Source organism: Rickettsia endosymbiont of Oedothorax gibbosus (genome assembly GCF_936269705.1).
Taxonomy (GTDB): Bacteria; Pseudomonadota; Alphaproteobacteria; order Rickettsiales; family Rickettsiaceae; genus Tisiphia.
Map to the genome: position 1 here is coordinate 1,109,246 of NZ_OW370493.1, position 12,637 is coordinate 1,121,882.

The following is a 12,637-nucleotide window of genomic DNA, read 5'->3' on the forward strand; positions in this document are numbered from 1 at the left end:
CCATTTCATACCAATTGCAATAATTAACACGGTGTGTTTATCCAGTCTCTATACATAATTGATTTTACTAAATCTACATTATGAGCAAATTGATTCCAAGCGTAACAAGCCATAGTGACGATATCTTCATATACACCATAACATTGGTTAGACAAGAAATGATTTTTGATCCATTCCCAAACTTGTTCCATTGCATTAAGTTCCGGTGCATAGGGCGGAAGCGGTATCAAAGTGATATTGCTTGGCACAGTTAGTTTTTTGGCTGTGTGCCAACCTGCATTATCCGTTAGTAAAGCTATATGTCGGTTGCCTTGAATACTGCGAGAAAGCTCTTCTAAGAATTTATTCATTGCCTGTGTGTTTGCATATGGTAAAATTAATGCAAAAGCTTCTCCTGTATCATGGCAAGCAGCTCCATAAATATATGTTGAAATGAATTGCTGTTGCCGAACTTTACGGGGTCTAGTGCCACGCTTAGCCCATATACGAGTTAAGCTACCTTGTTGCCCAACTCGAGTTTCATCCTGAGACCATATATCAACTTTACATCTATCGATATTTTTTGGTAATAATTTTGTTAACATGTCTGGGAAGTTTTTTTATATGTATTTTGAGTCTCTTGATTTGACTTTGGATGCATTGAACGAGAAGTAATCCAGCTAAAACCAAGGCGGTGCATAGTATTGTAGACTGTTTTTAAAGCGCATTTAGCACCATATTCCTCAAGTAACATGATATGTAGCTCCTTTCCAGTTATATACCCACCAGTTTTACTTTCACTGAGCGTATTGATTTTATCAAAAAGAGCAGACTCTTGTATAGTGTTAATCTTCCTAGGGGCGCCGCTTCTTTGTGATTCAAATAATCCTTCAAAACCATGATTCCTAAATCTTCTGAGCCATGATTGCACAGTTTTCCAGTGTGACTTCACTATTTCAGATATGGCTTTTAAAGATTTGCCTAATTGAAGGTGATACATCGCCAATAAACGTATACGATTTCGACCATGCGGCTCATGTTTCATCATTTTTATAAAATCATGACCATGAAAACCTTGTGGTAATATTAACCTAGCCATTTGAGTACCTTTATCAGTTAAAAACCCATTTTACACCACTGCGTTAATTATTGCAATTGGTATTATAACAATGTCAACTCACTATATTACACTTCCAATACATAAGGTCAATACATATAGTTTTAATTCTTTTAGTAAATCGGTAAATTTGTGTAAAACTGATAGGAAGGATGCATTTAAATTAGCATATTATAGTGATAAGATGCAGCTTTCAGCGAATTATATATATCAAGTTGAATCAGAGAATTTGAAGAGATATAAGCAAAGACGAGAAGATTTAGTATTAATGCTTAGCAATGAAAAGAAAAGACTACATCATAGTATTGATGGTATTGATAAAGATAGTATAGAAAAACACATTAAATTCTTACAAAATGAAATAGCTGAGCTTGATAAGAAGTTAAACAAAACAATAGATGAGTCAGAAGAGTTAAAAGAGAAGGTAAAAATATTAGAGACTGTACCTGGTATTGGTAAATGTTTGGCTACAAAACTAATTAGTTTTGTACCTGAATTAGGGGATAAAAATTATAGTAGTAATGAATTGTCAGCAATTGTGGGGATAGCTCCGTACGCCCATGATAGTGGTAATAAGCAAGGACGAAGATTTATTAGGGGAGGCAGAAAAATACCACGGGATGCTTTATACATGGCGGTATTAACTGGCAAAAATGGTTTTCAATATTTAAAAACTTTATACAATAGGCTTGTTAATAATTTTAAACCTAAGAAAGTTGCGATAGTTGCTTGTATGCGTAAGCTACTTGAAGTTTGCCATAAACTTATTCAACAAAAACGTTGTTTTATTATTTAGATAAATATTTTTTTGAAAATTTAGATAAAAGATAATTGCTATGATTACTTATAGGCGTCGCTCCATCGCTCCTAGCACCAAATCCCCCTGAATTGACTATAGGAGGTTATCGGAGAATAAAAATTGACCGTATTTAGGGTAAATTCTCTATTCTTCAATAGGCTCCTAGTGTGTATCTAAATCATTAAGTATATGAAAGTATAATACCAATTGCAATAATTAACACGGTGTGTTTATCCAGTCTCTATACATAATTGATTTTACTAAATCTACATTATGAGCAAATTGATTCCAAGCGTAACAAGCCATAGTGACGATATCTTCATATACACCATAACATTGGTTAGACAAGAAATGATTTTTGATCCATTCCCAAACTTGTTCCATTGCATTAAGTTCCGGTGCATAGGGCGGAAGCGGTATCAAAGTGATATTGCTTGGCACAGTTAGTTTTTTGGCTGTGTGCCAACCTGCATTATCCGTTAGTAAAGCTATATGTCGGTTGCCTTGAATACTGCGAGAAAGCTCTTCTAAGAATTTATTCATTGCCTGTGTGTTTGCATATGGTAAAATTAATGCAAAAGCTTCTCCTGTATCATGGCAAGCAGCTCCATAAATATATGTTGAAATGAATTGCTGTTGCCGAACTTTACGGGGTCTAGTGCCACGCTTAGCCCATATACGAGTTAAGCTACCTTGTTGCCCAACTCGAGTTTCATCCTGAGACCATATATCAACTTTACATCTATCGATATTTTTTGGTAATAATTTTGTTAACATGTCTGGGAAGTTTTTTTATATGTATTTTGAGTCTCTTGATTTGACTTTGGATGCATTGAACGAGAAGTAATCCAGCTAAAACCAAGGCGGTGCATAGTATTGTAGACTGTTTTTAAAGCGCATTTAGCACCATATTCCTCAAGTAACATGATATGTAGCTCCTTTCCAGTTATATACCCACCAGTTTTACTTTCACTGAGCGTATTGATTTTATCAAAAAGAGCAGACTCTTGTATAGTGTTAATCTTCCTAGGGGCGCCGCTTCTTTGTGATTCAAATAATCCTTCAAAACCATGATTCCTAAATCTTCTGAGCCATGATTGCACAGTTTTCCAGTGTGACTTCACTATTTCAGATATGGCTTTTAAAGATTTGCCTAATTGAAGGTGATACATCGCCAATAAACGTATACGATTTCGACCATGCGGCTCATGTTTCATCATTTTTATAAAATCATGACCATGAAAACCTTGTGGTAATATTAACCTAGCCATTTGAGTACCTTTATCAGTTAAAAACCCATTTTACACCACTGCGTTAATTATTGCAATTGGTATAAGAAAGTTGCGATAGTTGCTTGTATGCGTAAGCTACTTGAAGTTTGCCATAAACTTATTCAACAAAAACGTTGTTTTATTATTTAGATAAATATTTTTTTGAAAATTTAGATAAAAGATAATTGGAGTCTGTCCTATAGTTTGTGTGTGCGTCAAGATAAGGTGCATTAATCTTACGGGTGAAAGTCCTGTTATGGAAGGAGTAGCTAGCTCCACCATATAGCGAGTCTTGTGCTGCTGAAGGTAACGACAGTAGTAAAGCGTAGACAGCGAAACATCCGAGCCGAAACCAAATGGTGAACGTGATAGCCCTGAAATGATATTGGTAGTGGAAGTCGATGTGCTACACAACGCAGTAGACAAGAGAAAACTAGAGGTCAAACTAGCGAAAATCCGAAAGTTTTCAACCATCGGGGTCTCAGGCGTCAGCGAGTTTGTAGAGATTAATGACACAACTTGAGAAGTCCTTATAACTCTTACTGAGTTAAGTAAGTATTCAAAGTACAAGTGCCGAAACATAAGGCTTTGGAGATGGTGTTAAGGATGGCTGAGTCAGTTGTAGTAGTGATGAAGCTTCGTAATGGGAGTGGAGCGAAGGGCTGACAGAAAGGTAAGAACGTAAGAGGGAAACAATGACCGTACACAGCATAGACGGAAATACATGGTCAACGAAACTTGAGCGTATAAAGTTGCTATCATCACAAAATCAAGACATAAAGTTTAATAATCTTGGACATATTATTGATTTAAAGATGTTAGAAGAACAATATAAGGAACTTGATAGCAAGAAAGCTGTAGGAATAGATGGTATAACCAAAGCGGTTTATGGTAAGAAGTTGGAAGCAAATTTGCTCTCGCTCCTTACTAAAATTCGCAAGGGGCAATATCAAGCTAAACCTGCACGAATTACATTGATTCCAAAAGAAGATGGAGGCAAAAGACCTTTGGTAATATCATGCTTTGAAGACAAGATAATCGAGTCGGCAGTAAGCAAGATATTAAACTCAGTGTTCGAGCCAATATTCTTAAAATGTTCTTACGGGTTTCGACCTAAATTAAACGCCCATGATGCACTTAAGGAGTTGAATAGACTTACGTATAACTTCAATAAAGGAGCTGTAGTTGAAATTGATATAACTAAGTGCTTCAATTCAATCAAACATTCTGAGTTGATGGGATTCCTAAGAAAGAGAATATCTGACAAAAGATTCCTAAGACTAGTTATGAAACTGATGGAAACACCAATTATAGAAAACGGCATTACAGTTACTAACAAGGAAGGATGCCGCCAAGGGTCTAAAACATCACCAATTTTGGCAAATGTCTTCCTACATTATGTTATTGACTGTTGGTTTGCTAAAATCAGCAAGGAAAACATAAGAGGGCAAACTGGAATGGTGAGGTATTGTGACGATATGGTGTTCGTCTTTGAGAATGAAGAAGACGCGAGGAAGTTTTATGAGGTTTTGCCCAAAAGATTAAACAAGTATGGCTTGAACATCAATGAAGCTAAATCGCAGATGATTCAGTCCGGTAGATACCATGCTGAGGACTTAGCTAAGCAAGGTAAGAAGATCAAGAGTTATAATTTTCTTGGCTTTACTTGCTATTGGGGTAAATCAAGGTTTGGTAACATATGGAGATTAAAATATACCACAAGGAAAGATCGATTTACCGAGAAGCTTAAAGGGCTAAGAGAATATCTACGAAGTCACCTTAATGAGAGGGGCAAAGAACAGATATTATTGCAAGTCATTAGAGCTACAAAGGGGTGGATCAATTATCATGGTATATCAGATAATCAAAGACGAGTAAGTTCATTTATTCACCAAACTAGGCGAGCAATATATGGGTGGTTTAATAGAATGGGTGGGAAGCGTAAGATGAATTGGCAAAGATTAGCTGAAATACTCAAAAGGGTCGACTTTCCAAATAAGTGGAAGACCATTTCAATGTTCTAAAACCAACAAAAAAAAATAGGGTACAAGCCTATCTTACCTTTCGGGAGCCGGATGCGGTAGCTCTGCATGTCCGGTTCTGAGGAGGGGCTTAACCAAGCAATTGGTTAGGTCTACTCACAAAGTTCATTTTTTATTTTCCAATAAATCATATTTAAAATCTCCACAAAGTATTTCAAATTGATTTAAAGCTAAAGACCAATCTTTAATAGGCATGGTCCATTTTTTGGCTGCATTTTGTAGGGATAAAAATATTATTTTTTGAATTGACTTATCATCTGGAAACACCCCCTTATTTTTGATGATTTTTCTAATTTGACGATTTACAGATTCTATAGTGTTAGTAGTATAAATTACCTTTCTGTTCTCTTCAGGAAAGGCAAAAAACGGTATTATCCCAGACCAATTACGTTGCCAAATATCAGAAATTACCGGATATTTTTTATCCCATTTTACACCAAATTGCTGAAGTTTTAAACGTGCCATTTCGTCATTATTAGCTGTATAAATTTGTTTTAGATCTGATGTGACCTCTTTTAAATCTTTATATGACACATACTTTACTGAATTGCGAACCATATGTACAATACATAATTGTACTATAGTACTCGGGAATACACTGCTTATAGCTTCTGGAAAGCCCTTTAAACCATCCACACAAGCAACATAAATTTGTTCAATTCCTCGATTCTTTAACTCAGTAACTACTTGCATCCAAAATTTAGCACCTTCATTTTTGCCTATCCAAATGCCAAGTAACTCCTTTTTCCCTTCTATATTTACAGCAAGTGCTAAATATACTGCTTTATTTATTACTATGTGATTGTCTCTAGATTTTACATAGATACAGTCCAAGTATAATATTGGATACACCCTATCTAAACAACGATTTTGCCACCTAGTTACTTCTTCTATTACCCCATCTGTTATGGTGGATATCAAGTCACCAGATACATCAGTTTGATATATTTCTTCTAAATGCCCTCGGATCTCGCTGACTGTCATACCGCGACCATAAAGGGATATCACTTTCTCATCAAATCCATTAAATCTCCTCAGCCCTTTTGGTATTAATTGAGGATTATACTCTCCTTCCCGATCTCTTGGTACTTCTACTGTCAGCTTACGACCATCCCCATCAATTACTGTCTTCTCATAGCTACCATTACGACGATTATTATCTACTTTTGGCATCTTGCTATGTTTTGAATATCCTAATTCATGATCCAACTCACTTGCTAATATTTTCTCAACTATTTGCTTCTTTAGCTGTTGAAATAAACCATCTCGACCAAATAACTCCGATGGATCTGCTTTTGATAATAATTCTTCTACTAGCTGATTACTGATGTTTAATGTATCTTTATCTGTATCTAATTTTTTAGCCATAATTCCTCCTTGCTTGCTTAAGTTACTTTTTTTACAGTAATCTCTTATACCAATTGCAATAATTAACGCAGTGGTGTAAAATGGGTTTTTAACTGATAAAGGTACTCAAATGGCTAGGTTAATATTACCACAAGGTTTTCATGGTCATGATTTTATAAAAATGATGAAACATGAGCCGCATGGTCGAAATCGTATACGTTTATTGGCGATGTATCACCTTCAATTAGGCAAATCTTTAAAAGCCATATCTGAAATAGTGAAGTCACACTGGAAAACTGTGCAATCATGGCTCAGAAGATTTAGGAATCATGGTTTTGAAGGATTATTTGAATCACAAAGAAGCGGCGCCCCTAGGAAGATTAACACTATACAAGAGTCTGCTCTTTTTGATAAAATCAATACGCTCAGTGAAAGTAAAACTGGTGGGTATATAACTGGAAAGGAGCTACATATCATGTTACTTGAGGAATATGGTGCTAAATGCGCTTTAAAAACAGTCTACAATACTATGCACCGCCTTGGTTTTAGCTGGATTACTTCTCGTTCAATGCATCCAAAGTCAAATCAAGAGACTCAAAATACATATAAAAAAACTTCCCAGACATGTTAACAAAATTATTACCAAAAAATATCGATAGATGTAAAGTTGATATATGGTCTCAGGATGAAACTCGAGTTGGGCAACAAGGTAGCTTAACTCGTATATGGGCTAAGCGTGGCACTAGACCCCGTAAAGTTCGGCAACAGCAATTCATTTCAACATATATTTATGGAGCTGCTTGCCATGATACAGGAGAAGCTTTTGCATTAATTTTACCATATGCAAACACACAGGCAATGAATAAATTCTTAGAAGAGCTTTCTCGCAGTATTCAAGGCAACCGACATATAGCTTTACTAACGGATAATGCAGGTTGGCACACAGCCAAAAAACTAACTGTGCCAAGCAATATCACTTTGATACCGCTTCCGCCCTATGCACCGGAACTTAATGCAATGGAACAAGTTTGGGAATGGATCAAAAATCATTTCTTGTCTAACCAATGTTATGGTGTATATGAAGATATCGTCACTATGGCTTGTTACGCTTGGAATCAATTTGCTCATAATGTAGATTTAGTAAAATCAATTATGTATAGAGACTGGATAAACACACCGTGTTAATTATTGCAATTGGTATTACTGCTTTCTTTGCAACTTACACAAACTATAGGACAGACTCGTAGAATCTAATGATGTGAACAAATTATCAGAATTATCACTAATCTCAACAAGAGAATCTGTGCTTTGATCACTTAAGTCTGTTCCGCGATTATCATAGGAGTCTCTTAATAAATTATTTGGAGATACATTTATGGTTGCTGATGCAGGTAACGTATTAACAAATGGCTGTGATATTTGCTCTATAGGTTCGGTATCTTGACTAATCGACTTGCTTTTATCGTGATCAATTAATAGCATAGAACCACCAGGAATGAGCATTCTAGGGTTTTCTTCAAAATTTTTAAGCACACTTTTAAAAGCATTTGATAAATATTCATGTGGAGGTTTAGCTAATACTACAGAAACATAGAGTATATTAACATAAAAACAACTCAATAATTTAATAAATGAGTACTCAAACGTTACTGTCAGGCAATAATTGAAATAGTATCATAGTATTATCCGTTGTCTAGACAAATTTTGTTCACAGAGCCTAATATACCTCCTGAGAATTATCTTTTTCAGGTGAGCTATTATGGAAATCATCATTATCTTGGGTCTCTTGTTGATAATCTAATATCTGTATATCATGAGTTTTGAATGCTTCCATAATACTACCAGAAGAGGTAATTTTACCGGTTTGTGGATTTACTGGTAATAATTTAATCGATTCTGGTATTTTAAACGCCAGTGAAGGGATATCAGAATATGCCTTTTCCATAAAGTCGATAAATATTGGCAAGGCAACACTTGACCCTGTGGCAGTTTTTCCAAGTGTTTTTGGTGTATCATAGCCAATATATGTTCCAACAATTATTTTGGGAGTAAAACCAATAAACCAAGTATCCATACTCTCATTGGTGGTACCGCTTTTACCAGCTATAACCTTACCAAGTTTCTTTGCAGCTATTGCGGTACCTCTTTCAACTGCTCCAGTAAGAAATGAGACAATCTGATAATCACTTGCCTCATCGGTAATCATTCGACAATCTGGTTGAGACAAGATAGGCGGTGATACGTTATCAGTAAGCTGGGAATCAGATACACTACAATTTTCACATTCTCTATTGTCTCTACGATAAATTATTTTACCGTTACGATCTTTAATGAGTTCGACAAAATGTGGGGTGACTTTTTTCCCTGAATTGGCAATTATTGCATAAGCAGTTATCATTTTTTTTAACGTGGTTTCGAGCGAACCAAGCACCATAGAATAAAATCTCTTTGGCTCATTATTAATGCCGAATCGCTTGATTATTTCAGCAACTTTGTTTAGTCCTATAGATTGTGCTACCCTGACAGTAATAAGGTTTCGCGATTTCTCAAGACCTGTACGCATAGTAATTAAACCCAAAAAATCTCCTTTATAATTTTTTGGTCGCCAAATTGGCATACCAGGACCTTGTGGAACCTCTACTTTACTATCTTCAAAAATTCTATTTGGCTGGATGGCGTTTTCTAAAGCAGCAAGATAAACGAAAGTTTTACTGAGTGACCCTGGTTGTCGTAAAGCCTGGGTAACACGATCAAATTTACTAACCGCAAAATCATACCCACCAACACTCGCAAGTACTTGCCCTGTTGTAGGATTCATCACCATAATAGCCCCATTAACAGTAGGAATTTGCCTTAAAGAGTAATTAGCATTTATTTTTTCGACTACTATAACATCCCCTTTCTGCAAAAGAGTTTTTGCAGATTTAAGGTTATTTTTCGCCCATTTCATTTCTGATAAAGCTATTTTGGACTTACTCAAGTCGCAAAGACCAATTTCCGCTTGATTATCTGAAACATTTAATACTACCGCCAATTGATATTCTAGAATGGCTGGTGGCTTTGTTAGTTTATTTAAATTATCTTGCCAGTTATTTATATCTATATTAGTGATAACTCCTCTAAAACCATGTTTTCTGTCATATTCTCTTATACCTTTTCTAAGAGCATTCTCTGCAGCTTGCTGCATATTAGCATCAAGTGAGGTAATGACTGTTAAGCCTCCGGTATAAAAATATTCTTTACTGCCAATTCTGCGAATAACTTCTTCCCGCACTTGCTCAGCATAATAACCGGCTGTAACGGTTTCGCTACGATCCCGCTTTTGTAAAGTAATTGCCGTATCTATTGCCTCTTTTGCTATTTCTTGCGTTATATAACCATCTTCCAACATTCTCATAATGACATAATCTCTACGCTCTTTTACCCTGGCATAATTTCTTTCCGGGTTAAAATTTGATGGAGCTTTTGGTAACCCAGCAATAAAAGCTGATTCAGCAAGAGTTAAATCGTCAATAGATTTATTAAAATAATTTTGAGCAGCCATGGCAACTCCGTAGGCCCCCCTACCAAAAAATGTTTGATTAAGATATAGCTCCAAAATTTGATCTTTAGTAAAGGTTTTTGAGACCATATAGGATAAAATCGCCTCTTTAATCTTACGTTCTATCGATACCTCGGAGGTTAACAAAAAATTCTTGACTACTTGCTGGGTAATAGTTGACCCTCCTTCCACCCTACGGTGGTTTACAATATTAGAAATATTTAGTATTGCTGCTCTGATTATGCTTATAATATCAACTCCTGAATGTTCAAAAAAATTCTTATCTTCAGCTGAAATAAAAGCCTCTATAAGAGAGCGTGGCACACTACTAATAGGTACAAAAACTCTACGTTCTAAAGCATATTCCTCCATTAATTTTCCATTTTGAGCATACACTCTTGTTACCGATGGTGGATGATAATCGGCAAGTTGTGAGTAGTCCGGTAAATCCTTAGAGTAATTATACAACAAATATATACAAGCACTAATAGCTATTAGCCCTAATATTAAAAATAATTTAAAAAATACGTAAAAAAGTTTGAACATCGTTATATTATCAATTTATTATAAAATTTATAGCTATAGTCAATTAACCTGAATTAGTGCCGAATAAGCACCCACCGTGCCAGCAATTCCAAATATGACATTATGGATACATAGGGAAATTTTAGCATTGCGATCCACTCAACTTTAAGACGAATAATCTATTTTTCTGTTAAAGATTTGTATGTATTTTCTTGAATTCTATAAATATTTTTATACAAACTTATCATAATTCACGTTATTGTAATCAATTTGGTAAAAACCAACGGTTAGCAATAAATAAGTCTATTGCTCTAGAAAAAGCTTTTGATAGGTCGAATCTATATTGGCGGGACTCTGTAATCTCGTTTGCCAGCTAATATCTCCCATAACATTTCCATTGATTCAAAGAAAAAAAGGTCTACTAAACTTCTTATTCGTTCCCATAACGATCCTAATCTACCAAATTGCTCCCTCATTTCTTGAAATAATTTATCAACTAATTGGTGTATTTGATGAATAGTAAATGCTAACAAAGTAAAATTGTAGAAATTATAACATAGATTCTCAGAACCATGACCGTAATTATGTTCTATATTATAACCATGATTCTTTAAGCTATTAAAGCATTCGTTCTCTATTTTCCAACGTGCTCTTGCTCCGTCTATTATTGTTTTAGCATTATCTGAGGTGATTTCTAGATCAGTAATCCATTTACCATAATACTGACTTTTGTTACTACCATCTTTCTGCGGCACTAGCTCCCATGCCGCTATATAATTTGTTCTTACCTTAGTGCTAGTAAATAATTCAACATCATTAACCCATTCAATTATCAATTTGTTCCTTCTAAGGCTCAATGTCTCTATCTTTGATTTATCTACAGATTGAACATTATCCATTAATGTCTTATGATTATTGGGTTTTACTTTAAAAATATAATTAGCTTTATGATCACGAATTGTTTCTATCACTGGAGTTGTTGCATATAACGCATCAGCATTGATTATTATCCCTAATTTATCATGATCTTTTCTAAATCTTGTCAAAAATCTCTTGAAAGCATTCGTCTCACAATCCTCTTTCTCATCACCATCTTGTACACGAATTTCCTCAGGTATTACTTGTCGTACACGTCAATTCGGGATAAGGATATTGTGAACATGTAGATTAAAATCAAATTTTGTTGAAGGTTTATTTTTCTTTAATGAGTAAGCAACAAGAGTAGATAATATATGGACAAAGGCATTTATTGGTGATCTATGTCTAGTATGTTCAAGGTTCATTTTATTTTTTAGATAATCAAAAACTGTTTCAATTAAGTTACGCTTTCGAAGTAAGATTTTTTCTTTCAAATCCATTAATTTATTTTCCATATTCTTCTTAATTCCATGAATCATTTTTAAGCCTCTTTCATATAAATTTAAGAACAAATTTTGCTTAATATAACCTTTATCAGCTGCTATAATTCCAGTTAATCTTTTTGTTAACTCCGGTACTGGAACCCTATCATCTACATTGCCTTTGGTCACTTTTAATGCCATAAACTCCCCTTTATTATTGATTATTACATGTAATTTAAAACCATAAAAATACCCCATAGAGGATTTACTATGTTTGGCTAATCCTTTAAAAACTTTATTGCTATAACGCCTTTTATTGTGACAAGCTTTAATCGTTGTAGAGTCAATAAAATAAATACCTGTTTCCTCACCAAACAACAAATGAATCAACATATTTAGCGGTATGAATAATCGTGCCATTAATTCAACAAATCTATTATAACTCAAGGCTTTGGGAAAATCATCCTTATGCATGCACTCTATATAACTTTTATAGAAAAATTTAAAATTCTTAGCATAGGATGTATGAAACATAATTATTATTGTTAACATTTCACTTAGACTCATGCTACAACAGCGATTTCTTTGCTTATTTGATGGTAATAACTTTCTCTGTTCATACTCCAAATAAATTTTACAAAAATCATCTATAAAACTATATAATACCAATTGCAAT

13 protein-coding genes are annotated in these 12,637 nt (G+C 34.7%); 4 read left to right on the forward strand and 9 right to left on the reverse strand.

Annotation, left to right across the window (positions count from 1 at the left end; translation table 11 throughout):
- Positions 1-23 precede the first annotated feature (23 nt).
- The gene (locus NBW66_RS06080) at positions 24-584 is read right to left on the reverse strand and encodes an IS630 family transposase (RefSeq protein ID WP_250310543.1); all 561 of its coding nucleotides are present in this window, start codon (positions 582-584) and stop codon (positions 24-26) included.
- Positions 578-1,078 (reverse strand): helix-turn-helix domain-containing protein, encoded by a 501-nt coding sequence (locus NBW66_RS06085; protein WP_250310542.1) that lies wholly within the window; start codon positions 1,076-1,078, stop codon positions 578-580. Before NBW66_RS06085 ends, NBW66_RS06080 begins: the two co-directional genes overlap by 7 nt.
- Before the next feature lie 70 nt (positions 1,079-1,148).
- Between NBW66_RS06085 and NBW66_RS06090 the strand changes: the two genes are divergently transcribed.
- Entirely contained in the window at positions 1,149-1,892 is a 744-nt protein-coding gene (locus NBW66_RS06090) for a transposase (RefSeq protein ID WP_250312035.1), read from the forward strand.
- A gap of 219 nt (positions 1,893-2,111) precedes the next feature.
- Here NBW66_RS06090 and NBW66_RS06095 read toward each other — a convergent pair whose 3' ends face one another.
- Complete coding sequence (locus tag NBW66_RS06095; protein ID WP_250310543.1) at positions 2,112-2,672, reverse strand: IS630 family transposase; 561 nt, start codon at positions 2,670-2,672, stop codon at positions 2,112-2,114.
- Positions 2,666-3,166, reverse strand: a complete 501-nt coding sequence (locus tag NBW66_RS06100; protein WP_250310542.1) for a helix-turn-helix domain-containing protein — start codon at positions 3,164-3,166, stop codon at positions 2,666-2,668. The genes NBW66_RS06095 and NBW66_RS06100 overlap by 7 nt, the downstream gene beginning before the upstream one ends.
- 695 nt (positions 3,167-3,861) lie before the next feature.
- Between NBW66_RS06100 and NBW66_RS06105 the strand changes: the two genes are divergently transcribed.
- Positions 3,862-5,190 (forward strand): reverse transcriptase domain-containing protein, encoded by a 1,329-nt coding sequence (locus NBW66_RS06105; protein WP_250310618.1) that lies wholly within the window; start codon positions 3,862-3,864, stop codon positions 5,188-5,190.
- Between the two features lie 123 nt (positions 5,191-5,313).
- On the opposite strand, the gene NBW66_RS06110 is transcribed toward NBW66_RS06105, so the two are convergent.
- A complete protein-coding gene (locus NBW66_RS06110; RefSeq protein ID WP_250310633.1) occupies positions 5,314-6,576 on the reverse strand; it encodes an IS256 family transposase in 1,263 nt (420 codons plus the stop codon).
- Between the two features lie 109 nt (positions 6,577-6,685).
- Here NBW66_RS06110 and NBW66_RS06115 point away from each other — a divergent pair, with 109 nt between their 5' ends.
- Positions 6,686-7,186, forward strand: a complete 501-nt coding sequence (locus tag NBW66_RS06115; RefSeq protein ID WP_250310542.1) for a helix-turn-helix domain-containing protein — start codon at positions 6,686-6,688, stop codon at positions 7,184-7,186.
- Positions 7,180-7,740 carry an IS630 family transposase gene (locus NBW66_RS06120; protein WP_250310543.1) on the forward strand — a complete coding sequence of 187 codons (561 nt, stop codon included), beginning with the start codon at positions 7,180-7,182 and terminating at the stop codon, positions 7,738-7,740. Before NBW66_RS06115 ends, NBW66_RS06120 begins: the two co-directional genes overlap by 7 nt.
- A 15-nt stretch (positions 7,741-7,755) precedes the next feature.
- Here NBW66_RS06120 and NBW66_RS06125 read toward each other — a convergent pair whose 3' ends face one another.
- The 4 genes from NBW66_RS06125 to NBW66_RS06140 form a co-directional block, all read right to left on the reverse strand.
- Complete coding sequence (locus NBW66_RS06125; RefSeq protein WP_250312036.1) at positions 7,756-8,175, reverse strand: hypothetical protein; 420 nt, start codon at positions 8,173-8,175, stop codon at positions 7,756-7,758.
- Between the two features lie 97 nt (positions 8,176-8,272).
- Entirely contained in the window at positions 8,273-10,642 is a 2,370-nt protein-coding gene (locus NBW66_RS06130) for a penicillin-binding protein 1A (protein WP_250311326.1), read from the reverse strand.
- Between the two features lie 317 nt (positions 10,643-10,959).
- Positions 10,960-11,739, reverse strand: coding sequence for a transposase (locus NBW66_RS06135; protein WP_348539317.1), 780 nt, complete (start codon positions 11,737-11,739; stop codon positions 10,960-10,962).
- A gap of 15 nt (positions 11,740-11,754) precedes the next feature.
- Positions 11,755-12,636 (reverse strand): IS982 family transposase, encoded by an 882-nt coding sequence (locus NBW66_RS06140; RefSeq protein ID WP_250312038.1) that lies wholly within the window; start codon positions 12,634-12,636, stop codon positions 11,755-11,757.
- Position 12,637: the final 1 nt, after the last annotated feature.

Bases quoted from the DNA above. Each gene is read 5' to 3' on its own strand.
- NBW66_RS06080 (WP_250310543.1), bottom strand. From the start codon at position 584: ATGTTAACAAAATTATTACCAAAAAATATCGATAGATGTAAAGTTGAT.
- NBW66_RS06085 (WP_250310542.1), bottom strand. From the start codon at position 1,078: ATGGCTAGGTTAATATTACCACAAGGTTTTCATGGTCATGATTTTATA.
- NBW66_RS06090 (WP_250312035.1), top strand. From the start codon at position 1,149: ATGTCAACTCACTATATTACACTTCCAATACATAAGGTCAATACATAT.
- NBW66_RS06095 (WP_250310543.1), bottom strand. From the start codon at position 2,672: ATGTTAACAAAATTATTACCAAAAAATATCGATAGATGTAAAGTTGAT.
- NBW66_RS06100 (WP_250310542.1), bottom strand. From the start codon at position 3,166: ATGGCTAGGTTAATATTACCACAAGGTTTTCATGGTCATGATTTTATA.
- NBW66_RS06105 (WP_250310618.1), top strand. From the start codon at position 3,862: ATGACCGTACACAGCATAGACGGAAATACATGGTCAACGAAACTTGAG.
- NBW66_RS06110 (WP_250310633.1), bottom strand. From the start codon at position 6,576: ATGGCTAAAAAATTAGATACAGATAAAGATACATTAAACATCAGTAAT.
- NBW66_RS06115 (WP_250310542.1), top strand. From the start codon at position 6,686: ATGGCTAGGTTAATATTACCACAAGGTTTTCATGGTCATGATTTTATA.
- NBW66_RS06120 (WP_250310543.1), top strand. From the start codon at position 7,180: ATGTTAACAAAATTATTACCAAAAAATATCGATAGATGTAAAGTTGAT.
- NBW66_RS06130 (WP_250311326.1), bottom strand. From the start codon at position 10,642: ATGTTCAAACTTTTTTACGTATTTTTTAAATTATTTTTAATATTAGGG.